19 protein-coding genes are annotated in these 24,092 nt (G+C 39.2%); 10 read left to right on the forward strand and 9 right to left on the reverse strand.

Features of this window, described 5'->3' with window-relative positions:
- Positions 1-12: 12 nt before the first annotated feature.
- From NXV01_RS08025 to NXV01_RS08060, 8 genes are all read right to left on the reverse strand, one after another.
- Positions 13-342 (reverse strand): hypothetical protein, encoded by a 330-nt coding sequence (locus tag NXV01_RS08025; RefSeq protein WP_004323044.1) that lies wholly within the window; start codon positions 340-342, stop codon positions 13-15.
- Positions 343-366: 24 nt separating this feature from the next.
- Entirely contained in the window at positions 367-840 is a 474-nt protein-coding gene (locus NXV01_RS08030) for a hypothetical protein (RefSeq protein ID WP_004296542.1), read from the reverse strand.
- 1,032 nt (positions 841-1,872) lie between these two features.
- Positions 1,873-2,460: a tyrosine-type recombinase/integrase gene (locus tag NXV01_RS08035; protein ID WP_195211086.1), complete on the reverse strand. Its 588-nt coding sequence runs from the start codon at positions 2,458-2,460 to the stop codon at positions 1,873-1,875.
- 154 nt (positions 2,461-2,614) lie between these two features.
- Positions 2,615-2,887 carry a hypothetical protein gene (locus tag NXV01_RS08040; RefSeq protein ID WP_151937210.1) on the reverse strand — a complete coding sequence of 91 codons (273 nt, stop codon included), beginning with the start codon at positions 2,885-2,887 and terminating at the stop codon, positions 2,615-2,617.
- Positions 2,888-3,177: 290 nt separating this feature from the next.
- Entirely contained in the window at positions 3,178-4,194 is a 1,017-nt protein-coding gene (locus tag NXV01_RS08045; protein WP_217728449.1) for a DUF3871 family protein, read from the reverse strand.
- 587 nt (positions 4,195-4,781) lie between these two features.
- A complete protein-coding gene (locus NXV01_RS08050; RefSeq protein WP_008016159.1) occupies positions 4,782-5,594 on the reverse strand; it encodes a hypothetical protein in 813 nt (270 codons plus the stop codon).
- Positions 5,595-6,030: 436 nt separating this feature from the next.
- On the reverse strand, positions 6,031-6,210 hold the full coding sequence (locus tag NXV01_RS08055) for a hypothetical protein (protein ID WP_138301798.1): 180 nt from the start codon (positions 6,208-6,210) through the stop codon (positions 6,031-6,033).
- 238 nt (positions 6,211-6,448) lie between these two features.
- Complete coding sequence (locus tag NXV01_RS08060; RefSeq protein WP_008771052.1) at positions 6,449-8,242, reverse strand: site-specific integrase; 1,794 nt, start codon at positions 8,240-8,242, stop codon at positions 6,449-6,451.
- A gap of 175 nt (positions 8,243-8,417) precedes the next feature.
- On the opposite strand from NXV01_RS08060, the gene guaB reads away from it, so the two are divergent.
- The 9 genes from guaB to NXV01_RS08105 all read left to right on the forward strand — a co-directional run bounded on the left by guaB (position 8,418) and on the right by NXV01_RS08105 (position 22,095).
- A complete protein-coding gene (gene guaB, locus NXV01_RS08065; RefSeq protein ID WP_148366587.1) occupies positions 8,418-9,896 on the forward strand; it encodes an IMP dehydrogenase in 1,479 nt (492 codons plus the stop codon).
- Positions 9,897-10,035: 139 nt separating this feature from the next.
- Complete coding sequence (locus NXV01_RS08070) at positions 10,036-11,580, forward strand: peptidylprolyl isomerase (protein WP_234132385.1); 1,545 nt, start codon at positions 10,036-10,038, stop codon at positions 11,578-11,580.
- A gap of 54 nt (positions 11,581-11,634) precedes the next feature.
- Complete coding sequence (locus NXV01_RS08075; protein WP_148366586.1) at positions 11,635-12,480, forward strand: peptidyl-prolyl cis-trans isomerase; 846 nt, start codon at positions 11,635-11,637, stop codon at positions 12,478-12,480.
- A gap of 9 nt (positions 12,481-12,489) precedes the next feature.
- The gene (locus NXV01_RS08080) at positions 12,490-13,872 is read left to right on the forward strand and encodes a peptidylprolyl isomerase (protein WP_122138585.1); all 1,383 of its coding nucleotides are present in this window, start codon (positions 12,490-12,492) and stop codon (positions 13,870-13,872) included.
- Between the two features lie 22 nt (positions 13,873-13,894).
- Positions 13,895-15,544, forward strand: a complete 1,650-nt coding sequence (locus NXV01_RS08085; RefSeq protein ID WP_148366585.1) for an OstA-like protein — start codon at positions 13,895-13,897, stop codon at positions 15,542-15,544.
- 1 nt (position 15,545) lies between these two features.
- Positions 15,546-15,845, forward strand: coding sequence for a hypothetical protein (locus NXV01_RS08090; RefSeq protein ID WP_004297174.1), 300 nt, complete (start codon positions 15,546-15,548; stop codon positions 15,843-15,845).
- A 17-nt stretch (positions 15,846-15,862) separates the two neighbouring features.
- Complete coding sequence (gene mutL / locus NXV01_RS08095) at positions 15,863-17,758, forward strand: DNA mismatch repair endonuclease MutL (RefSeq protein WP_148366584.1); 1,896 nt, start codon at positions 15,863-15,865, stop codon at positions 17,756-17,758.
- Positions 17,759-17,861: 103 nt separating this feature from the next.
- A complete protein-coding gene (locus tag NXV01_RS08100) occupies positions 17,862-19,049 on the forward strand; it encodes an OmpA family protein (RefSeq protein WP_148366583.1) in 1,188 nt (395 codons plus the stop codon).
- Between the two features lie 658 nt (positions 19,050-19,707).
- On the forward strand, positions 19,708-22,095 hold the full coding sequence (locus NXV01_RS08105; protein ID WP_259022134.1) for a DUF2339 domain-containing protein: 2,388 nt from the start codon (positions 19,708-19,710) through the stop codon (positions 22,093-22,095).
- 90 nt (positions 22,096-22,185) lie between these two features.
- On the opposite strand, the gene trpS is transcribed toward NXV01_RS08105, so the two are convergent.
- A complete protein-coding gene (gene trpS / locus NXV01_RS08110) occupies positions 22,186-23,280 on the reverse strand; it encodes a tryptophan--tRNA ligase (RefSeq protein WP_004297181.1) in 1,095 nt (364 codons plus the stop codon).
- Positions 23,281-23,478: 198 nt separating this feature from the next.
- Between trpS and NXV01_RS08115 the strand changes: the two genes are divergently transcribed.
- A complete protein-coding gene (locus NXV01_RS08115) occupies positions 23,479-24,063 on the forward strand; it encodes a hypothetical protein (protein ID WP_259022135.1) in 585 nt (194 codons plus the stop codon).
- The last annotated feature ends 29 nt before the right edge of the window (positions 24,064-24,092 follow it).

Here is a 24,092-nt window from a genome sequence, read left to right on the forward strand (position 1 = left end):
TACCGTATAAATTTATATACAAATCATAGTAATGGATGCAGGCGAATATTGATTATTCAAGGCACTAACAATAACGGGAATGCCACAAAATACATTCGTACTCTGTATCTCCTTTGCAATCATAGAGATGTGAGGTTCAATTCCCAATAGGTGAATTGCTTTTAGATTATCCTCATAATCAATTAATAAGTGCACATCATAGTACCCTAATTTATAATTGCTTAAAACAAATCCCATTTTATAAAAATTATCAAATTCCTTTTTATCTCTTGGCTTATATTCAACGCCATGCTCCAAACATTTCTGCTTGAAATTGATAATAAATGTTTGTAAACGATTCATACTCTCATTCATTTACGATTATAGTTACTTCAAATCAGTTAATTTTACTAATTCGTCACCAGTATTAAGCCATAAGGCATAAGAAAATCTATTAATAGTTTGGGAAGCACAGAATTGATAATATTCTTGCATTTGTTTCTCATTAAAGAAGTGACAAGCATCCATAATGTGCATAGCGGCATCAATATAGGTGTACATATCCGTATCTATAAGCCTATAATATTGCCTTATATGCTTTTGGCATGAATTAAATATTGCATCCAAAATAGTCATGGCAGTTACATCTCCTTGCTTCTCATTTAAGAAAGTAACTTGCTGACTAATATCTGTTATAAATTCTTGGGTATTGGTATGCGGTATGCCAATTAATATATTTTGTTGCGGCAGAAAGTCTGGATGTCTGAAACGTGATGTTATGACACTGTCTATTACATTTCCCTCTTCCAGATTGATTATTATGTCACTTCCTTTTAAAGTTACCATTAATTTGCGATACATAATTCCATTTATTTATGTTTGTCCTATTTATTCTTTATGCAGGCATATAAGAAGAAACCTGCAATAACAAGTATGACTATTATATGTAATGCCACACTACCGTTACTGTTAAAATCTGCATAGTCTGACATCCTACCTCTGCTTAATAAAATTATCAATGAATACATAATCTTAAATTTTAATAGTTCTGTATGTTAGTTGCTATTCAACCTTTCATAGTGAAGGGTATATAATCTAAATAATCCTTGTTAAAAGGTTGAATATAATTCTGTGGATTCATTCTACTATCTGATAATAGAACTGAATAGATAAATAAGTAGTATGTCTGCTTCTTATAGATATTGATTTATACTTCCCAATTCTCCCCAAGAAAGTAGTTAATCATAGTATTTAAAGTATTAGAGAACTGATAGCATATAATTGGTTGCTATAATACTTTATCTTGTCACAAATATAATAATTACTTAGTTTATTTACCCAAAGATTTTAATATAAAAATGCCTAATCTCTGGATTTAGTGAAGATTTTAACTGTCTACATACTGTTTGAGAGGTAGGAGCTAGTTGTAAATATGCCTGTTCCATAGTCTATTATTAGTTGTACCTAGTTCCCAATAGATACAATTCTACATACAGAAAGGCATGGGAACCATTGTACACCTCATTCATCAGGTTCTTGCAAAACCTACCATACAAGATATAACAACAGTTACCCATGCCAATAATATTACAGGCTACTCTATTGGAGTAGAAAGTAAACATCAGCACGGGCATTGTTGTTACTGTCTCTGTATGGTTTCAAATTTGCAAGATTCGATGAATAGAGACAATAACAAAATGCCTTTCGTTAATATGTCCTCCTATTTCTAGGATTGGCACAAAGATAATGAAAGGTATTTTATTCTGCAATTAAATGTATCTGTTAAAATGAGAGTTGAGAGCTATTTCTACTCTGAATATCCATAAATTGAGACAGAACTATTCAGAGCATAAATAAGTAAACTCCGATTCATTCTGTCTCAAATCTCAATTATCAGAAGCTAAGACAGTCATAGGTATTTAATAGTTCTTCCTGTCTCAATCCTAAGTATCTTTTAGTAATTGATACACTGGAATGATTGAATAGCTCCATGAGCTTAACAAGTGCAAGCTCCGAATTATCGTTATTCATATTATAAACCTGTCTGCCAAAAGTCTTTCTAAGAGAATGACAACTGAAATTGCCTATATGTAACCTGTACTTCTTCTTAATCTCTTTCAGCATGACATTGATTCTCTGAACTGTGTACACTGTTCCCTTCTGACTTATCAATACAGGAGCATTTATGCCAACTGGATTTATATGCTCATAACAATCTCTGATATGTTGTTGTAGCTGCATATTAATCCTAATTGTCCTTTGCTTCCCTGTCTTAATCTCTATAATGGTAAATTCTTCTGCATCTAATATCTGATTCCACCTTAAAGCAAGAATATCAGAAATTCTAAGACCTGTGAAGCAACCCAAAGCGACAAGAAGTGACATCTTATAATTACTATCCCTTGCCAACTTTCTTATTAAGTTCATTGCTTCGCTCCATTGCAGATAATCTGCTGTTGTACTTGAATATTTAAGTGACATAATGTTCTGTTTTATAGTGAAACTAATAAAAGTGAATATTAATTTTGAGTTGGAATATCTAACTTGCTGATTATTAGATAAACATTCACTAATTAACAAAGTGAATATTATGAAGCAAGGACACTAAGTAAATAATGCCCTTACTTCATTCAACCTATATAAAAGGTAGGTGAGCTTCATCCAACACACCACTGTCAACTATCCGTTTGCAAAGTTCGTGCGATGCCTGATTCCTAAGGTCTGTACCATAGTCCTTACTACCAACCATGCGAATAATCTCCACTATGGTTTTCATTAATTCCTGCTGTAGTGTACGGTGATAACACCTTGTACTTTCAGCAAATCTTTTAGGATTCCAACTATAATCGTTCAAGGCTCTTTCAAGTTCTTGCGCTGCCTTGTATTCGCGACTGCCTTCTATTACCATATTCCAAATATTTAAGAGGTTTATAAATAGAAAGAGTACCTATATATAGTATATAGATACCCTTATTAGTTCTTCATGTACTACTTCATCGTAATAATCTTGTATATAGTCCAAATAATCATCAAGAAGAATACAACAGGTGAAATTGCACACATAACAAGTAACAAGATAATCCAAGATATAACGACTAGTAACGCTTGTAACATAATCTTTTGAGTATTAATAGGTAATGAATAATCAAGGGACACCCTTATTATATGGATGCCCCTTTTAAGTACTCTGTAATACCACTAACTAAGAAACCATTGATACTTGTCATCACCATGTAAAGCGGAACATATACCCGTTGCAAGTTCTGTAGCATTATAGGCTCTATCCAAGAATGAATCTATATAGCTACTCTTATTTGCACCTGTGAGCAAGTTGTAGAACTTCCACATAGACAAATCATTCCCCAAGCTACCAAAGTTCTCATCATTGATATACGCTTTAGCCACATTGTTAACCTGTGTATCAGTAAGCAACATTTTAGGTATATCTTTCTGATAGCCTTGCGGTAATGACTGATAAAGCCTCATTCTTCCAAGTAGTTGGCAGAACTGATGCTCCGTCATACTGGTATTGCCTAAAGACTGCATCAAATGTATGTGTTTGGCTGCATCGTATTTGTGAAACATTTCCAATACCGCTTGATATAAATCCCTTGTATTGGTAACTTCCAAGCAACTAAGATAACCGTCCGTAGATACACATAGATTTGTACAAACCTTACAAGTAAAGCCAATAAACACTTTGAACCGCTCCGCACCTTTCTTTGAATAAAGATTGGTGTGGTTATAAGCTCTGACACCACCAATAGTAAGAATTAGCCTGTTACCGTGTACTGTCTCATAGATAGTAGGAACTTCAATAACAAAAGCGCACCTTTCGTAGTAGATAGTCTTGTCACTTTCTAATAACTGATTGGCTGGTTTGTGTATCGCTTCGGGAATCCTACCTTTGATTACATGAGAAACACGAATATCTGGCGATTCAATTTGTTCACCACTAAAGAATGTATTAGTTGCATCCTGTACCGATTCAATGAAAGCCACATGAGATAATGTAGCTTCGTTGTCCTTTGCGAATACGGGTATAATGCAATCATTCCTTAGATGCTCCAAACTGGCTTCAATTGTATTAGCTTCAATGAATAGAGGTCGCTTCTGCTTAATAACAGGCTCTTCAATTATTACCGCTTCTTCTGCATATTCACCAAAGTTTCTACTAGTTCTTTGTACTGGCATAATCTGTAATGTTGATTCCATAATCTGTAATTTATTTAGTTAATATTAGAAATTCCTCTGTCTGAAAGCTAACCAAGCCACAATCAGTATTAATAATCCAATAAAGAACTGTGGCATTAAGACTACTGGCACAATTAGAATTATTCCAAACGTCAATAAAATCTTTAAATTCTCCATACGCATAATAATAGATTAGTAAATAGTGTATTTAAGGACAAAATGAGGGCTTGACATGAAGTTCTTTCTTATCACTTTCCTCTGTGCATCTTTATATGTAGACATATACAAATCGTTGATAAGTCCGCACATTTCAGAAGTTCAAAGCGTTTGTGGGCTGAATAGCAATTCATGTTATCCTTTCATTTTTCCTAATGATTGGTGAGGGGATTATTGGGTAATAGAAGGGGCTTATGCACAATATACATCTGATACGCTTACTGACAAATCAAATATTTCACTCTATCAAAGCATAAAGTCTAAATAGAAACACTTCCTCAAGAAAAGGGGCGGGGGTATGAATTTCAAGTACCTATATTCTTGGGTGGGGGATATACATAAAAAGCCCCAAACCCGTTTAATGGTCTGGAGCTTTATTGCTTACAAACTAACTACAGAATAATCTCATAAGGTATATCTTCCTTAACAGGTCGCTTTCTTCCTACTGTACCTGCTTGTATTGACTTCATAAAAGCGTGGATATTCTTGACATCTTTAAATCCATTCTCCTTATACTTCTTATAAATCATACATTCTCTGGATAATGGTTTGTTATTGCCTTCGTTGAACTCTATCATGTGGTCGAACATGGCAATTAGTTTCTTTACTTGCTTATCTTTAGGCTGGTCTATTATTAAGCCTTTGACCTTTAGAATCAGACAGTCACCAATTTCATCCAATAAATCCAAATCCTTTAACTGCTCTATGTACCGACTAATAGTATCATGTCCCATGTGAATACGCTTCTCCAATTTCCTTATGGGTGATAATTTGATAACATGGCTATGCGGCTCTGTTACACTGAATAGCTTTAATATGAATCCTCTTAACTTCAAATCTAAAGTATTGTAAGTATCGTAGAACTCTCTGCCAATTCTTCTATAATTGCCTGGCTCTACTTGGTTGAATCTGTACATAGTCCAATGTCTGTCCTTCTGTTTGGAATCTATATCACGTATAACAACCTCGCCTGTAGCCCTTAATTTGTCATTGAAGGATAATGTACTCTTACTCTTCTTGTAATTATCCAGTTCTTCCCCTACAAACCCTGCAAGCTGTTTTAATGTAGTATTAGTTTCCAAAGAATCTTTATCTGCTGTCAGTAGCAAGGTATAAGTCCTGTACACATCTGAACAGTTTAGATTCTGAATCAGATTATTACTCATTACTGTGTACTCCTTGAATGGAAGTTTCGTGTCTTTCATAAGGCAAACGCTCAATATGGTTAATCAAGATAATCTGATTGGTCTTTAACAAGAATCTCATTTTAGTGGAACTTAGTCTGTTCACTTTCCTTAGTTCGCTTAGTTTCTCATATAAATTATTATTATAATGCCACATATATTATTGATTTATATATCCTACTTATCCCACCTACTGAAAGTTCGTCAGAACTTTACAGTATGGCTGTATGGAGTGTAGTATCTAGGAGTGTAGACAGGGGGTGAATAAGCACGCTCCAAAAGGGGATTAAGCACACCGCTAAAGGGGGGAATAAGCACACCTTTATAATCTGGTAATATCAATACTTCAGCACACAACTTTGCTGTATTAGTAAGCACATTAGTAGATAGTGATACTAATTAGATGATTAGTTGACAATGGTGTACTCTGTTTAATAGTTGAAAGTAGGTCTAGGACTTAAAACTGTTTCTGCTCCGGCTTATGATATGGCAGATAGATTGTGTAAGTCTTGCCTTGTATCATTTTTCTCTTCTTGACGTATCGGTCAGAAGCCCAAAGTCCAATATGTAGCCTTGTGTCCTTGATACCGTGCTCCAGTGCCATTTTACGAATGTCTGCGTAGGTCAGTTCTTTCATTTGGAGTAGATTTAGGTTTGTAGTGGTGAATCTGGGTGATGAGAAACTCGGTCATTTCTGACTTTCAATCACGTTGCAAAGGTATAAAGTCCCGACCGCATCACCAAACGACAAGTCGAAATTGTGGAATATTTGAGTTGAGGATGCGATAAAGCAAAAATTCTCCCCATAGCTGTAGCTGTTCGGGGAGAATATGATGTTCAGGCTTACCAGAAGCCTTGATTTCCTAAAAAGCTCGTCAGCCCTGATTCCTTTTATCCAATAAGGCTGTAGTGATTTCTTTTATATTGGTGAATCTTTCCTTATCCAACAAGCCTATTTCCAATGCCTTATTGATAAACTGCATAATTGCATCCTTACTGATACCAATCTTGACACACTTGATAATCATTTCTCTAAAACTGTCATACAAATCAGACTGCTTCCAGACAGATAACTGTTTCACATATTGTTTTGCCACATCAGAATCAGAAGTGGAAGATTGGGAGAATTTTTCTATCTCGCTTATAAGAGACGTGATTTCATTGTCATAACTACACAGTTTCCCATTTTTCAAATGACCTACCTGTGATTGTAGTTCAGCAGCCTTATTGATTTTAGACGCAAAAAATTGAGTGTCCAACAGAGTATCGAAGGTGATATTATTAGTCACATCATTCATAGGCTTCGCTTCATTGAGAGAATATGTTTCCACCTTGCCCATATTGAAAATGCCATTATTTAAACTTTTGAAAGCATTAGAGACTTTCTTTGCTTTATCTTTACTGTTTAAATGAGAATAAACTTTGTCTATCATTTTTGTATCTTCATGTCCTGTCGCTATAATAACAGTTTCCTTGGGGATGCCTTTTCTACACAATATTGTGATAAAAGTATGCCTTGCTGTATGTGTATGCAGTAATTTATAAAGAGGTTGGGTTTGTTTAATCCCGTTTTCTTCATAAGTGATAGGCTCATCTAATCCTGCTTGTTCTGCTACTTCTTTTAAGGCTTCATTGACAATGGACTTTCTTTCTTTATAATATAATAATTCTTTATTCTCATATTTGGATATAATTTCTTTGGCTAATGGCAATAGTGGAATTATAGCTCTGGCTTTTGTCTTTTGTTGTATAATGGAGATGGTTCCTGCTTCTTCGTCCATTTCATTATCTCCATTAAAGAATTTTTGCATATCTCCAATTCGTTGCCCAACTAAACATTGTAGTATGAATAAGTCTCTGATTTCTGTGTATTTCTTTATTTGTCTTTCTGTTCCTGTTATGATATGCTTGTAGAATTTATTCAGTTGCTCTTCTGTTAATGAAACTTTTTTGTTGTCTGCTAATTCTTTGTTGGATTTATCTTTCACGAACTCAAAACTGTTTAAATTGCTGTCAGACCATTTGAAAGGAATATCCAGTCTTTTATCTGCTATTCCTAGTAAATTAAAAATAGTTCCTTTAATTATGTTACGCAAAGTGTTATGAGGATGTAATGGATTTTCTTTTATGATTTGCTTTTGGTAGCGATTAATGGTATCTAAATTCATGCTCTCCCATGTATTGGGGATTTCATTCTCTTTGAGAAAACGCTCGAATTTGTCTATGTTAGAACGATATTGTTTCTTGCTGCTTTCTGCACAAGTCTTTGCTTCTATAATTTGTTTCATTATAAAAGTTGCGGGTTTCTGTAATTCTTTCTTCATCCTATCTTTATATATGTGTTGTTTTAATAGTTTCATACTTTCTCCAATCTCGTCTGGATGCATACAAAGATAATGCTTAAATTCGATGAAATATTCTTTTAGTTTTGTGATTTTCTTGTTCACTATAGTGTTATTTATATTATCTAACTCTGATAGGCGTACGCTGATATATGCTTCTTGTCTTTTTTCATTCCAGTGGTCTGGATATATCTTTACCCCTGTAGATAGTTTAACCTGTTTGTTGTTTATTCTGCATACTAAATAGAGATTGGTTGGCTTCTCGCTACGTGGTTTTCTTAAATTGAAACGAGCTTGCATCTCATTAATAAAAATCTGCCTTTCCATAATCTTGTTCTTTAAAGTTGTTCTTTAATTCGGTTCTTTGAATGTGTTCTTTTAAGGCAATTCTTTCTGATAAGTATTAATTAGTCCCCCTTCATTAAATATTCTGGTACACAGTTTGCGCATTTTGAATAAAAACCGTATATTTGCACGCAATAAATTTTAAACGCATAGCCCTATGTCATTTATTGCTGATAAGATTGTAATGGATGGGTTGACTTACGATGATGTATTGTTGATCCCCGCTTATTCTGAAGTTTTACCGCGCACTGTCGATCTCTCGACAAAGTTTTCAAAAAACATTGAGTTAAAAATACCTTTTGTGACGGCTGCCATGGATACGGTTACCGAAGCGAAAATGGCTATTGCCATTGCCCGTGAAGGTGGTATCGGTGTGATTCACAAAAATATGTCTATCGAAGAACAGGCAAGACAAGTTGCTATCGTAAAGCGTGCCGAAAATGGTATGATTTATGACCCTGTAACGATCAAAAGAGGTTCTACTGTTCAGGATGCACTGGACATTATGGCAGAATATAAAATCGGTGGTATTCCTGTGGTAGATGATGAAGGTTATCTGGTGGGTATTGTTACCAACAGAGATTTGCGTTTCGAAAGAGACATGGCAAAACATATTGATCTTGTCATGACTCCGAAAGAAAGATTGGTGACTACCAACCAGTCTACAGACTTGGAATCTGCTGCACAGATTCTTCAGAAACATAAGATTGAGAAACTTCCGATTGTCGGAATGGATGGAAAGTTGATCGGTCTTGTCACTTATAAAGATATTACAAAAGCAAAAGATAAACCGATGGCTTGTAAAGATGCCAAAGGTCGTCTGCGTGTAGCTGCCGGTGTAGGTGTTACTGCCGATACATTGGAGCGTATGCAAGCATTGGTGGATGCCGGTGCGGACGCAATCGTGATTGATACAGCTCACGGACACTCTAAATTTGTGATTGAAAAACTGAAAGAAGCAAAGAAACGCTTCCCGAATATTGATATTGTGGTAGGTAACATTGCTACCGGAGAAGCTGCCAAAGCTTTGGTGGAAGCTGGTGCGGATGCTGTGAAAGTAGGTATCGGTCCGGGTTCTATCTGTACAACTCGTGTGGTTGCCGGTGTAGGTGTTCCGCAGTTATCTGCTGTCTATGATGTTGCAAAAGCGTTGAAGGGTACAGGTATTCCTTTGATTGCCGATGGTGGTTTGCGTTATTCGGGCGACGTGGTGAAAGCGTTGGCCGCTGGAGGATATTGCGTAATGATCGGATCATTAGTTGCCGGAACAGAGGAATCTCCGGGTGACACTATTATCTTCAATGGTCGTAAATTCAAATCCTATCGTGGTATGGGTTCGTTGGAAGCAATGGAGAATGGTTCGAAAGACCGCTACTTCCAGAGTGGAACTGCTGATGTGAAGAAGCTTGTTCCGGAAGGAATCGCTGCCCGTGTTCCTTATAAAGGTACGCTTTTCGAAGTTGTTTATCAACTGAGTGGTGGTTTGCGTGCAGGTATGGGATACTGCGGTGCTGCCAATATTGAGAAACTTCATGACGCTAAATTTACCCGCATTACCAATGCAGGTGTAATGGAAAGTCATCCGCACGACGTGACGATTACTAGTGAATCGCCGAACTATAGCCGTCCGGAGTAATAGATAAATACGGTGAACTAGTAACGGTGAACGGTGAACAGGCTGTGTTGTCAGCAGGGTGTTCACTGCTCACCGTTTGTTATTTATCTGTTATTGTCATGATGCTTGTTGTTTAATTGATTGGAAAATAAAATAGATGATGAAAAGAAGCCTGTTGTTGGGATGTATTTCTCTTTTTGTAGTCGTGGCCTTTGCGCGGGAAGATCCCGTATTGATGCGTGTGAACGGAAGAGAGATACTCCGTTCGGAATTTGAATATGCGTACCACCGTTATGCGGAACGTTCAAATGTCGAACTTTCACCGAAAGAGTATGCAGCACTTTTCGCTCAATCGAAATTGAAAGTGGAAGCTGCCAGGGCTGCCGGACTTGATACGACTTCTGTTTTTCGTAAACAACAGGAGAAATGCCGGACCGAATTGGTGGAATCTTATCTGATAGACAGGCAAGTGATGGATAGCTGTGCCCGTGCTATCTATCAGAAAATGGGACTGAAGGCACGTAGCGGCAGGGTACAGGTGATGCAGATTTTCAAACGTTTGCCGCAGATAATCACTTCCAGGCATTTAGAAGAAGAAAAAACGCGGATGGATTCTATATACCGGGTGATACAGAATCAGCCGGATTTGAATTTTAACCGTTTGGTCGAAATATACTCGGATGATAAGCAAAGTAGATGGATTGAATGTCTGGAAACAACGAGTGAGTTTGAGAATGTTGCTTTCTCTTTGGCAAAAGGTATGGTATCCCAGCCTTTTTTCACTCCTGAAGGGATTCATATCTTGAAAGTGGTCGATCGGGAGGAAACGGCTGCTTATGAAAATGTCAGTGTCAGATTAATGGAACGGTTACGGCGCAAGGAAATTTTGGACAAAGGTACAGGTGCGGTGCTCGAGCGATTGAAAAAAGCATGGCAGTATATTCCCAATCAGGCGGCAATGGAAGAATTGCTGGCGAAAGGCCGTACAGAACAAACCCTGTTTACGATTGACGGACAAGCGTACACCGGAACTATGTTCACTCATTTTGCCTCTTCCCATCCTCAAGCTGTCAAACGGCAGTTGGAAGGATTTATAGCCAAGTCATTGCTGGATTATGAAAGCCGGAACATCGATAAAAAGCATCCTGAAATACCTTATGCCTTGCGGGAATCTGATGAAAACTATTTGGTGGAAGAGATAACACGTCAGAAAATAGATTTGCCCGCAGCCAATGACCGCGCGGGATTGGCTACTTATTTTAAATTTCATTCGTCGGATTATCGGTGGGAGAGTCCCCGGTATAGAGGAGTCGTGCTTCATTGCGTTGATAAAAAGACGGCAAAGCAAGCCAAAAAAATGCTGAAGAAAGTGCCGGAAAAAGAGTGGGCGGAAAAGCTTCGGCAAACTTTTAATACATCCGGGGAGGAAAAGATACAAGTTGAACAAGGAATTTTTGCCGACGGAGACAATAAATATATAGATAAACTGGTTTTTAAGAAGGGTGATTTTGACCCTTTGGTGTCTTATCCTTTTACTATTGTTGTAGGCAAAAAAATGAAAGGTCCGGAGGATTATCGGGAAGTAATTGATCGGGTTCGAAAGGATTATCGAAGCTATCTTGACACGTGCTGGATGCGGGAATTGAGTGAGTCCGGTAAGGTTGAAATAAACCAAGAGGTTTTAAAAACAGTTAATAATAACTGATGTAACCGATTATTCACTATCTTCGTACCTTAAATAAGTAGATTTTAGTTGCCGATGCGAATATTAGTCCTCTTACTGATTACCCTTCTTGGTTGTGGAGCGTGCAAGGAACAGCGCGACCACAAAGGAAAGACTCCTTTGGTAGAGGTGGACGGTAACTTTTTATATAAAGAAGATTTGATGTCCGTGCTTCCGGTCGGATTGTCAAAAGATGATAGCATTCTCTTCGCCGAGCACTATATTCGTAGTTGGGCGGAAGAGATTTTATTGTATGAGAAAGCTGCGAACAATATCCCAGATAATGTGGATGTAGACAAACTGGTGGAGAATTATCGGAAAGCGTTGATCATGCATACTTATCAGCAGGAGTTGATTAACCAGAAGTTGACGAATGATATTTCCGAACACGAGATAGCAGAGTATTACGGCAAAAACAAGGAATTGTTTAAACTGGAAAGCCCGTTGATTAAGGGATTGTTTATTAAAGTGCCGTTGACAGCTCCGCAGTTGAACAATGTGCGCAGATGGTATAAGTCGGAAAAACAGGATGCTATTGAGAGTCTGGAAAAATATAGTTTGCAGAATGCGGTGAAATATGAATATTTCTATGATAAATGGGTGTCTGTGACCGATGTCCTGGACATGATTCCGTTGAAAGTAGAGGCACCGGAAGAGTACGTAAACAAACACCGTCAGGTAGAATTGAAAGATACGGCTTATTATTATTTCCTGAATGTGAGTGATTATCGTGGAGTTGGTGAGGAGAAACCGTATGAATTTGCCCGGTCGGAAGTGAAAGACTTACTGGTGAATCAGAAACGGGTGAGCTTTATGGAACAGGTAAAGAACGACTTGTATCAGCAGGCGGTAAGTAAGAAGAAGATTATATATAATTATTAAATACAAAGAATGAAGAAGTTTGTGAACTTTAGATTTGTTGTTACCCTTGTCCTGGCAATATTTGCTAATGTGGCAACCTATGCACAAGATAATGTGGTTGATGAAGTAGTTTGGGTTGTAGGTGACGAAGCTATTTTAAAATCAGATGTAGAAGAGGCCCGTATGGATGCCTTGTATAATGGACGCAGATTCGAAGGCGATCCTTATTGTGTAATTCCTGAAGAGATTGCTGTGCAGAAGTTATTCCTGCATCAGGCAAAGTTGGACAGTATCGAGGTTTCCGAAGCGGAAATCATTCAGCGTGTGGATATGATGACCAATATGTACATCCAGCAGATCGGTTCCAGAGAGAAAATGGAGGAGTATTTCAATAAAACATCCACCCAGATTCGTGAGACTTTGCGTGATAATGCACGTGACGGATTGACGGTTCAGAAGATGCAGCAGAAACTGGCAGGAGATATCAAAGTGACTCCGGCAGAAGTACGCCGTTATTTCAAAGACCTTCCACAGGATAGTATCCCTTACATTCCTACACAGGTGGAAGTGCAGATTATTACTTTGCAACCCAAAATACCCGTTTCGGAAATCGAGGATGTAAAGAAGACACTGCGTGATTATACGGATCGTGTGACAAAAGGAGAAATCGACTTCTCCACATTGGCACGTTTGTATTCTGAAGACAAGGCTTCTGCCATTAAAGGTGGTGAATGTGGATTTATGGGACGTGGTATGATGGACCCCGCTTATGCGAATGTGGCATTCAGCTTGCAGGACCCGAAGAAAGTTTCCAAAATTGTAGAATCGGAATTTGGTTTCCATATTATCCAGTTGATTGAGAAGCGTGGTGACCGTGTTAATACTCGCCATATCCTGTTGCGTCCGAAAGTATCGGAAAAAGAACTGACCGAGGCTTGTGCCCGTCTGGATTCTATTGCAGATGATATTCGTGCTAACAAATTCACATTTGATGATGCGGCTGCCGTTATCTCACAAGATAAGGATACCCGTAACAATCATGGTATCATGGTGAACATCAATGAACATTCAGGTATCACTACCTCTAAGTTCCAGATGCAGGATCTTCCTCAAGACGTTGCTAAGGTAGTGGATAAGATGAATGTTGGCGAGATTTCCAAAGCTTTTACAATGATTAATGAGAAAGATGGAAAAGAAGTATGCGCTATCGTGAAATTGAAAACGAAAATCAATGGTCATAAAGCAACCATCGCGGAAGACTATCAGGATCTGAAAGAAATCGTAATGGATAAGCGTCGCGAAGAGGTGTTGCAGAAATGGATTCTGAACAAGCAAAAACACACTTATGTACGCATCAACGAAAACTGGCAGAAGTGTGACTTCAAGTATCCGGGTTGGGTCAAGAATGACTGATATAACCTTGCTTTGACTTTATATGCTGAAAAAGAATAAGAAAAATAAACAACAAGACAGGCATAGATGGCTCCTTATAGGCTTTCTATGCCTGTTTGGTGTATGTCTTGCGCAAGACAACAAGAAGCAACCGGAGAATAAAAAGACCAAAGTTTACTTGCTTCATGCTGACGAAGGACAGGCGGATAAGCTGGCACGTCCGGATGTGCAGGTGTTGATTGGTAACGTGAAGTTGCGCCATGACAGTATGTATATGTACTGTGACAGTGCACTGATTTTTGAGAAAACCAACTCCGTAGAAGCCTTCAGTAATGTGCGTATGGAACAGGGAGATACCTTGTTCATCTATGGTGATTATCTTTATTATGACGGAATGACGCAAATTGCGCAACTTCGTGAAAATGTGAAGATGATTAACCGGAACACTACTTTGCTGACGGACAGTTTGAACTATGACCGTCTCTACGACCTCGGATATTATTTCGAGGGAGGAACTTTGATGGATGAAGAGAATGTACTGACTTCTGACTGGGGTGAATATAGTCCTGCAACGAAACAGTCGGTATTCAACCATGATGTGAAGCTGGTGAATCCTAAGTTTGTGTTGACCTCCGATACATTGAGGTATAATACGGAGAACAAAATAGCAGTGATTCTCGGACCTTCCAATATCGTCAGTGATAATAATCATATCTATTCGGAACGGGGATTCTATAACACATTGACCGAACAAGCGGAATTGTTGGACCGTTCGGTCCTGACCAATCAGGGGAAGAAACTTGTAGGCGACAGTCTCTTCTATGACCGGATAATCGGTTACGGAGAAGCATTCGATAATGTGAAGATGACAGATTCCATTAATAAGAATATGCTGACGGGTGATTATTGTTTCTATAATGAATTGACGGACTCCGCATTTGCAACAAAACGCGCTGTTGCTATCGATTATTCACAGGGAGACAGTCTTTATCTGCATGGAGATACTTTGCAGATGGTGTCCTATAATCTGAATACCGATTCTTTGTATCGGTTGATGAAGGCTTACCATAAAGTACGTATGTATCGTACAGATGTTCAGGGAGTATGTGACTCACTGGTTTATAATTCGAAAGATTCCTGTATGACCATGTATACTGACCCTATTCTTTGGAATGACGGACAGCAACTGCTTGGTGAGCAGATCAAGATTTATATGAATGACAGTACGATTGACTGGGCGCACATTATCAACCAGGCATTGACAGTAGAGATGAAAGACTCTATTCACTATAATCAAGTGTCCGGCAAGGAGATGAAAGCCTATTTCGTTAATGGAGATATGCGCCATATTGAGGTGATCGGTAATGTATTGACAGCTTTTTATCCTGAAGAGAAAGACAGTACGATGACCGGATTTAATTGTCTGGAAGGTAGTATGCTCCATCTTTATATGAAGGATAAGAAAATGGAAAAAGGACTCTTTATCGGCAAATCCAACGGAACGATGTATCCGATGGACCAGATACCGCCTGATAAACTGCGTCTTCCCACTTTTGCCTGGTTCGACTATGTCCGTCCGCTGAATAAGGACGATATTTTCAACTGGCGCAGCAAGCGTGCGGGAGAAACATTGAAGCCGACTACCGACCGGCGACCAAAGACAGAAAAGCGAAACTTAATAAATATGAAGTAGTATGGGAATGTTTAACTCAATGAGAAAGCCCCGGGGCTTTAATCATCAATACATTTATGTGGACGAGCGGAAAGAAAAGCTCGCTAAGATGGAGGAGAACGCCAAACGTGACTTGGGAATGCTGCCGGAGAAAGAATTTAATCCGGAAGATATTCGCGGTAAATTCGTCGAAGGTACTACACATTTGAAAAGAAGAAAAGCAAGTGGCCGCAAACCAGTCTCTTTCGGAATCATACTGATAATCATAGCCTTCCTTCTCTATCTGTGGCATTATTTAGCAACAGGAAGCTGGAGTTTTTAATTGTTAATTTACGAAGTATGAGCGATATCATTCATTTGTTACCTGATTCGGTAGCTAACCAGATTGCTGCCGGTGAAGTAATACAACGTCCGGCATCTGTTATCAAGGAGCTAGTGGAGAATGCGATTGATGCAGATGCGCAAAATATACATGTGTTAGTGACTGATGCGGGTAAAACCTGTATTCAGGTGATTGACGATGGAAAAGGAATGTCCGAAACGGATGCCCGTCTCTCTTTTGAGCGGCATGCTACTTCCAAGATACGGGAAGCTGCGGACTTGTTTGCTTTGCGTACCATGGGATTTCGCGGAGAAGCATTGGCATCCATCGCAGCAGTGGCGCAGGTAGAACTAAAGACGCGCCCGGAATCGGAAGAACTGGGAACGAAGCTGGTGATTGCAGGTTCTCAAGTGGAGAGTCAGGAGGCTATATCCTGTTCTAAAGGAAGCAACTTCTCTGTAAAGAACCTGTTCTTTAATGTGCCTGCCCGTCGTAAATTTCTAAAGGCTAATTCCACTGAATTGAGTAACATCCTTGCCGAATTTGAGCGTATCGCTTTGGTGCATCCGGAAGTTGCCTTTTCGCTTTATAGTAATGATTCGGAACTTTTCAATCTTCCGGTATCACAGTTGCGTCAGCGTATTCTTGCTATTTTCGGTAAGAAGCTCAACCAGCAATTACTGAATATAGACGTGAATACTACCATGGTGAAAATCTCCGGATACGTAGCCAAACCGGAGACTGCCCGTAAGAAAGGAGCCCATCAGTATTTCTTTGTCAACGGACGCTATATGCGCCATCCTTATTTCCATAAGGCAGTCATGGAGGCTTATGAGCAGTTGATTCCCGTCGGCGAACAGATTTCTTATTTTATCTATTTTGATGTGGATCCGGCCAATATTGACGTAAATATTCATCCGACAAAGACCGAAATCAAGTTTGAGAATGAGCAGGCCATCTGGCAGATACTTTCAGCATCCGTTAAGGAATCGTTGGGTAAGTTCAGTGCTATCCCTTCCATTGATTTTGATACGGAGGATATGCCTGACATTCCGGCATTTGAGGAAAAGATATCTTCCGAACCTCCGAAGGTACATTATAATACAGAATATAATCCGTTTAAAGTCTCTACCGGTGGCGGCGGATCGTATAGCCGTTCGAAAGTAGAATGGGAGGATTTGTACGGAGGGCTGACAAAAGCCAGTAAGATGAATAATCCGCAGCCGGAACCCGAAATGGATTGGGCGGATTCTTCTATTGGAGGCGAATCGGCCTTTGTGGAAGAAAAGATAGAGACGATGACATCCGCTGCTTCTTCTACTTTGTATGCCAATGAACCGGTGATGGAAAAGGGGAATCAGCATTTACAGTTCAAAGGGCGGTTTATTCTGACTTCAGTTAAATCCGGTTTAATGTTAATCGACCAACACCGGGCACACATACGGGTGCTTTTTGATCGCTATATGATACAGATACAGCAGAAACAGGGAGTATCGCAGGGCGTTCTTTTTCCGGAAATATTACAATTACCGGCTTCGGAAGCTGCTGTTCTTCAAAGTATTATGGATGATTTGTCGGCAGTCGGCTTCGATTTGAGCAATCTGGGAGGCGGTAGTTATGCCATTAATGGTATTCCTTCGGGTATTGAAGGACTGAATCCGGTCGAGCTGGTGCGTAATATGCTACATACAGCGATGGAAAAAGGAAGTGACGTTAAAGAAGAGATTCAAAGTATTCTGGCAATTACATTGGCGCGGGCAGCGGCTATTGTCTACGGACAGGTGTTGAGTAATGAAGAAATGGTAAGCCTTGTAGACAACCTTTTTGCCTGTCCCTCACCGAATTACACACCCGACGGGAAAATCGTTTTGACAACTATTAAGGAGGAGGACATCGAAAGATTATTCAAATAAAACAAATAAATTCATCTTTTCCTAAAACCTTTTAGTCCAGTTCGTGTTATTTAAATAGTTCAACAAAGAAAAAGATTTAAATAACCACTTAACTATTAGGTATATGAAAAAGATTCTGATGTTGCTGGCATTTGCCGGCGTTGCGTCTGTCGCTTCTGCGCAGCAGACAATGACTGTAACTGAATACGAAGTGATTCAGGTGCAAGATAAATATCAAGTAATAACTAATCCTTTCTGGAGTAACTGGTTCTTCTCTGTAGGAGGAGGTGCTCAGGTATTGTATGGAAACAATGACCATATCGGTAAGTTCAGAGATCGTGTCGCTCCTACATTCAACGTGTCTGTTGGTAAATGGGTAACTCCGGGATTCGGATTGCGTTTGCAGTACAGCGGTCTACAGGCCAAAGGATTCACCACCAGCGAAACTGCTAATTATGTGGTTGGCGGTCCGAGAGAAGATGGCTCTTACAAACAAAGATGGGACTACATGAACTTGCATGGTGATTTGATGATTAACCTGAACGCACTTTTCGGTGGATACAATCCGAACCGTGTATATGAAATTATCCCTTATATTGGTGCTGGTTGGGCTCATGCTTATTCTCGTCCTCACACTAACTCCGCTACTTTCAATGCAGGTATTATCAACCGCTTCCGTTTGTCGAATGCTGTTGACTTGAACTTGGAATTGAGTGCAACAGGTCTGGAAGGCAAGTTTGACGGCGAACACGGAAGTAAACCTGATTACGATGGTATCTTAGGTGCTACTATTGGTGTAACTTATTATTTCCCAACTCGCGGATTCCAACGTCCGGTTCCACAGATTATCTCTGAACTCGAATTGAACCAGATGCGTAATCAGATGAATGCAATGGCAGCAGCTAATATGCAATTACAACAGCAGTTGGCAAATGCACAACAACCGGTTGAAGTAGAAGATACTGAAGAAGTTGTTATAACAGATACTAACATTGCTCCGCGTACTGTATTCTTCAAGATTGGTTCTGATAAATTATCTCCGCAGGAAGAAATGAACTTGTCATATCTTGCCAGCAAGATAAAAGATACTCCGAATGCTACATACACAATCAACGGATATGCAGACTCTGCAACAGGTACTCCGGCTTTCAACCAGAAGTTGAGCTTGGAACGTGCGCAAGTTGTTAAAGACCTGCTCGTTAAAAAGTATGGCATCTCTGCCGATAGATTGAAAGTTGCAGCCGGTGGTGGTGTTGACAAATTCGGTCAACCGATTCTGAACCGTGTAGTATTGGTCGAATCAGCACAGTAATCATATAATTTCAGTATCCGGCGATTCTTTGTGATCGCCTGCTGAAAGAGAGAAGGCGGCTGAAAGCGAATCCTGAAATAAGGTATTTTCGCTTTCAGCTGCCTTTTTATTAGTTTGGTAGAGAATGTGAATGCGAGTTGTAATTTTCCCATCCCCTTCACCTTTTTTCTGAACTCTCGATGAATACACTGTTTGCGGGTGAAGGAAGTCCTTTTCATTACTGTATTCATCACATTACATATCGAAAAAATGTCATTACAGTGTTTTCTAAAATCCTTGTATTAATTGGAGAAAACACTGCAATGTTTTTTTTAATCATCCCAATGAAAAAAATAATCTATTAGCATATTTGTTTTTGCTATTAGCATATTCCTGTTAGCTATAATGATATTCTGATTAGCTATAATGATATTGCATGCAAAGCAAAGTGAAAAAGCTGGTGTAAGAGTCGCCATTCACCCGCCAACTCTTTATTCATCGGGGGCCTGGGATAAAGGTAAAGGGCGATTGCTATCTTCAGACTTTGAGATCTGTAGTCTGATTTGTGTAATTGATGTAAACTTACATTGTTGCGATAATCCAAATAATTTAATAACAATTGATTGAGACTATTAATTATTATCTATATTTGTGATATCGAACTCAAATCTGGAATATTATGGACGATTTTAATACTGTATATGCGCTACTTGTTTTAGTTATGCTATTTGTGCTATTGAGTAGGTTGGATAATCGCTTCGGGAAAGTAGAGAGAGAATTGAATGAGATAAAGAAACGAATGGACGATTATCTCAAACTTCAGCAAAAGGCTGCTACTGAAGAGCATAAACCTAAAGAGGAAATAGTTGTAAAAGAAACAGAAGATGTCCCTTTGATCTCTCAAATGACAGAGCATGTTACGGTAATAAAGGCTGCACAACAAGGGAAAGTTGTTCCGGAAAAACAAGAATCGGTTGTTGAAACAGTACGTGAGACACTAGAAAAGACGGTTGAAACAGAACTGGAAGAAGTTTGTATTGAGGCTGTTCGAAAAGAATCTGCTAAATCTCCGACTGTTCCGGTTATCCCGGTTGCTCCGGCTGTTTCAAGACAAAAGAAGCAAGTGAATTACGAGAGGTTCATCGGTGAGAATCTCTTCGGAAAGATCGGTATCCTTATATTCGTCATCGGTGTAGGTTTCTTTGTGAAGTATGCTATTGATAAGAATTGGATCAATGAGACTTTCCGTACCGTACTTGGTTTCCTGACGGGAGCTGTATTGCTGGCCGTTGCCGAACGGTTGCAAAAGAAATATCGTACATTTAGCTCGCTACTTGCGGGTGGCGCTTTTGCTGTATTCTATCTTACGGTTGCCATTGCATTCCATTATTATCATATCTTCTCGCAGACTATGGCGTTTATCATTCTGATAGGCGTCACTGTATTTATGTCTGTTCTGTCTGTGGTGTACAATCGGCGCGAACTGGCTATCATTTCACTTGTCGGAGGATTTCTTGCACCTTTCATCGTAAGCAGTGGAGAGGGAAGTTATCTGGTACTGTTCACTTATGTAAGTATCCTGAATCTCGGTATGTTCGGACTTTCCATTTATAAGAAGTGGGGTGAGCTTCCGATTATCTCATTTGTCTTTACCTGGCTGATAATGGGAATCTTTCTTTTATTTAGCTATACCTCCAGTTCTACAGTTATTTCGGGGCACTTGTTTTTGTTTACCACTCTGTTTTATTTTATCTTTCTGCTTCCGGTGTTCTCCATTCTTCGTGGGGAAGATATGCGAACAATGAGTCGGGGACTGGTATTCGTCATTATAACGAATAATTTTATTTATTTGCTTTCGGGAGCTTTGTTCTTGCGGAATATGGGATGGTCTTTCAAAGCAAGCGGTTTGTTGAGCCTGTTTATCGCTCTTGTTAATTTAGGGCTGGTGCTTTGGTTATGGAAGAGCCGGAAGGACTATAAATTCTTGGTGTATACCACTTTGGGACTTGTGTTGACATTTGTCTCTATTACTGTTCCGATTCAGTTGGATGGAAATTATATAACATTAGTTTGGGCGTCAGAAATGGTGTTATTGTTATGGCTTTATATCAAGTCGAGAATCCGGGTATATGAATATGCGGCAAAGATACTGGTGGGACTCACCTTTATTTCTTACCTGATGGATATATATAATGTAGTAATGTATGAACATCATGTTGTCGGCACTATTTTCCTGAACAGTTCATTTGCCACCTCTTTGTTTGTAGGGCTGGCTACCGGAGCATTTGCTTTGTTGATAGGACATTATAGCTCATTCTTCTCTACAGCCCGTCAACTGAAATATGGTTTCTGGAATCCTTTCATGCTTTTTGTCTCTGTAGCTATACTCTATTATACATTTATGATGGAGTTCCACCTGCATTTTGAGGGAGCTACGAGGAGCGGAGCAATGTTCTTGTTTACTGCCATTGCCATTTCGAGTGTTTGTTATGCTTTCAGAAAAAGATTCCCGATCACCCGATATCTGACTTTCTATATGCTGGCTATTGGGGTAAATTCGCTTGTATACATCATAAATATATGGGGAGACCAATGGGAGAACATGGCTTTTGTGCCTGTTGTACTGCGATGGTTCACGGCAGCCTTTGTAATAGCGAATATCTATTATGTGGCACGCCAATACTATCTATTAATCGGCATCAAGAGTCGTTTCACTATTTATCTCAATATTCTGGTCACTCTTCTTTGGGTGACAATGGTGCGCTCTTTCCTCTGGCAGGTAGGAGTGGATGATTTCAGTGCCGGTCTTTCGCTTTCATTAAGTATTGCCGGATTTGTTCAGATGGGACTAGGGATGCGTTTGCATCAGAAAGTCATGCGCATGATAAGCCTTTCGACTTTCGGAATCGTTCTGCTTAAACTTGTATTTGACGATTTGTGGGCAATGCCTACTATTGGTAAAATCATTGTGTTCATCATTCTCGGACTGATATTACTGATACTTTCATTCCTTTATCAGAAACTAAAGGATGTATTATTCAAGAATGACGAAGATGAAGTTAGCTAAATCTTAAATTGTATATTATAATAAAGGCTGCCATTCTTTCTTAGAGTAGGCAGCCTTTACTTTATATGATACGTTTTTATGCAAACTTCCTTATTCCTGTGAGAAACGTTTTACCTGTTCCTCGATTAACTCCTTGTCATCGAAATAATTGATCTTCATTGCTTTTTTCACATCTGCCAAAGTCTCGGCAGCAGCAGCTCTGGCTACTTCGCATCCTTGCTGAAGCATGTCATAGATAGCCGGAATATCTTTGCTGAACTCTTTACGACGATTACGAATCGGTTCGAGTATTTCTTGCATAATAGAGTTTAGGAAACGTTTCACTTTTACGTCGCCCAGTCCGCCGCGTTGATAATGTGCTTTCAATTCTGCCAGATTCGGATAATCCGGTAAGTAGCGTTCGAAATGTTCGGGAAGGCAGAAAGCGTCAAGGTAAGTGAATACGGTGTTACCTTCAATCTTTCCCGGGTCTTGTACACGGAGATGTCCCGGATCGGTATACATACTCATAATCTTCTTCTGGATTTCTTCCGGTTCTTCCGAAAGGTAGATACAGTTTCCGAGTGATTTACTCATTTTAGCTTTACCGTCAGTTCCCGGAAGACGCAGGCAGGCTGCATTGTCCGGCAACAGGATTTCCGGTTCTACCAATGTCTCACCATATATATAGTTGAAACGGCGAACGATTTCACGAGCCTGTTCGAGCATTGGTTCCTGGTCTTCACCCACAGGGACAGTTGTTGCACGGAATGCTGTGATGTCCGCTGCCTGGCTGATAGGATAAGTGAAGAAACCTACGGGAATACTAGCTTCAAAGTTACGCATCTGGATTTCCGATTTCACAGTCGGGTTACGTTGCAGGCGGGATACGCTTACAAGGTCCATATAATAGAAGCTAAGCTCGCATAATTCCGGAATTTGCGACTGTATGAAGATGGTAGCTTTAGACGGATCTATGCCACAAGCCAGATAGTCAAGGGCTACTTCAATTACATTCTGACGCACCTTTTCCGGATTGTCTATATTGTCTGTCAATGCTTGCGAATCGGCAATGAAGATAAACATCTTGCTATAATCACCTGCGTTTTGCAGGTCAACTCTGCGTTTCAACGAACCTACATAGTGACCGATATGAAGTCTTCCGGTAGGACGGTCGCCCGTCAATATGATTTTTTCTTTTCCCATATTTTATTACCTTATTATATAATGGCAACAAAGATAAGGATAAAAACTGAAAGATACATCAAAATGTAGCTACTTCATGATTAATGCTTACTACTGTTAGTCTTGAAAATGAGCTATCTATCAGAAAATTATTAAAGAAAATATTCTGTTTACCGGATTAATTCAATATCTTTGTCGGTATCTAAAAACTTTTATATTATGAAAACGGGAAAACTACTAGGAATGTTGCTATTCGTTTTAGGTACATTCAGCCTGATAGGTTGTAATGATGAAATGACTGATGAGGAAGAAGGCTGGTATGATAGCATCCCGGATGGAAATTTCTTTTCGAGAGGTAACACGGTGCAATTTTACTATATAGATGAGAATGGAAACAGTCTGATAAATCCGGAGAATAAAGAAACTTTTCCTGTATCATGGAGAGAAGAAATAGAAAATCCGATAGAACGTACGGAAGATCTCCAGGAACATGGCAATTATAACGGTAACCATAACTGGATTCTTTATGACGAAGAGGAAAAACTCTACTATTGCACAGTGAGCGCTTATGGAGATGAAAGACAGAGCACTTATTCTTTTCCAATTTATGTAAATGATGAAAAGGATGCAATGGAAATCACCTATAAATATACGGATAGAGACGTTGTTGGCGGTAAATATTGGGCAAAAATAATATCTTGGAAATATAATGGCGTACATGTTTACTCGGACGACGACGAACCATACAAGAAAGTATTCATTAAAAAAGCCAATGGAAAAACAACCGTTTCATTGACGCGGTAAACTATTTCAGTAAAAAAGTGAACGTTTCT

It is taken from the genome of Bacteroides sp. BFG-606 (genome assembly GCF_024788145.1).
Classification (GTDB): Bacteria; Bacteroidota; Bacteroidia; order Bacteroidales; family Bacteroidaceae; genus Bacteroides; species Bacteroides vicugnae.

What these genes read in the sequence shown, in the direction of transcription:
- NXV01_RS08025 (WP_004323044.1), bottom strand. Translation starts at nt 342, where the DNA reads ATGAATCGTTTACAAACATTTATTATCAATTTCAAGCAGAAATGTTTG.
- NXV01_RS08030 (WP_004296542.1), bottom strand. Translation starts at nt 840, where the DNA reads ATGTATCGCAAATTAATGGTAACTTTAAAAGGAAGTGACATAATAATC.
- NXV01_RS08035 (WP_195211086.1), bottom strand. Translation starts at nt 2,460, where the DNA reads ATGTCACTTAAATATTCAAGTACAACAGCAGATTATCTGCAATGGAGC.
- NXV01_RS08040 (WP_151937210.1), bottom strand. Translation starts at nt 2,887, where the DNA reads ATGGTAATAGAAGGCAGTCGCGAATACAAGGCAGCGCAAGAACTTGAA.
- NXV01_RS08045 (WP_217728449.1), bottom strand. Translation starts at nt 4,194, where the DNA reads ATGGAATCAACATTACAGATTATGCCAGTACAAAGAACTAGTAGAAAC.
- NXV01_RS08050 (WP_008016159.1), bottom strand. Translation starts at nt 5,594, where the DNA reads ATGAAAGACACGAAACTTCCATTCAAGGAGTACACAGTAATGAGTAAT.
- NXV01_RS08055 (WP_138301798.1), bottom strand. Translation starts at nt 6,210, where the DNA reads ATGAAAGAACTGACCTACGCAGACATTCGTAAAATGGCACTGGAGCAC.
- NXV01_RS08060 (WP_008771052.1), bottom strand. Translation starts at nt 8,242, where the DNA reads ATGGAAAGGCAGATTTTTATTAATGAGATGCAAGCTCGTTTCAATTTA.
- guaB (WP_148366587.1), top strand. Translation starts at nt 8,418, where the DNA reads ATGTCATTTATTGCTGATAAGATTGTAATGGATGGGTTGACTTACGAT.
- NXV01_RS08070 (WP_234132385.1), top strand. Translation starts at nt 10,036, where the DNA reads ATGAAAAGAAGCCTGTTGTTGGGATGTATTTCTCTTTTTGTAGTCGTG.
- NXV01_RS08075 (WP_148366586.1), top strand. Translation starts at nt 11,635, where the DNA reads ATGCGAATATTAGTCCTCTTACTGATTACCCTTCTTGGTTGTGGAGCG.
- NXV01_RS08080 (WP_122138585.1), top strand. Translation starts at nt 12,490, where the DNA reads ATGAAGAAGTTTGTGAACTTTAGATTTGTTGTTACCCTTGTCCTGGCA.
- NXV01_RS08085 (WP_148366585.1), top strand. Translation starts at nt 13,895, where the DNA reads ATGCTGAAAAAGAATAAGAAAAATAAACAACAAGACAGGCATAGATGG.
- NXV01_RS08090 (WP_004297174.1), top strand. Translation starts at nt 15,546, where the DNA reads ATGGGAATGTTTAACTCAATGAGAAAGCCCCGGGGCTTTAATCATCAA.
- mutL (WP_148366584.1), top strand. Translation starts at nt 15,863, where the DNA reads ATGAGCGATATCATTCATTTGTTACCTGATTCGGTAGCTAACCAGATT.
- NXV01_RS08100 (WP_148366583.1), top strand. Translation starts at nt 17,862, where the DNA reads ATGAAAAAGATTCTGATGTTGCTGGCATTTGCCGGCGTTGCGTCTGTC.
- NXV01_RS08105 (WP_259022134.1), top strand. Translation starts at nt 19,708, where the DNA reads ATGGACGATTTTAATACTGTATATGCGCTACTTGTTTTAGTTATGCTA.
- trpS (WP_004297181.1), bottom strand. Translation starts at nt 23,280, where the DNA reads ATGGGAAAAGAAAAAATCATATTGACGGGCGACCGTCCTACCGGAAGA.
- NXV01_RS08115 (WP_259022135.1), top strand. Translation starts at nt 23,479, where the DNA reads ATGAAAACGGGAAAACTACTAGGAATGTTGCTATTCGTTTTAGGTACA.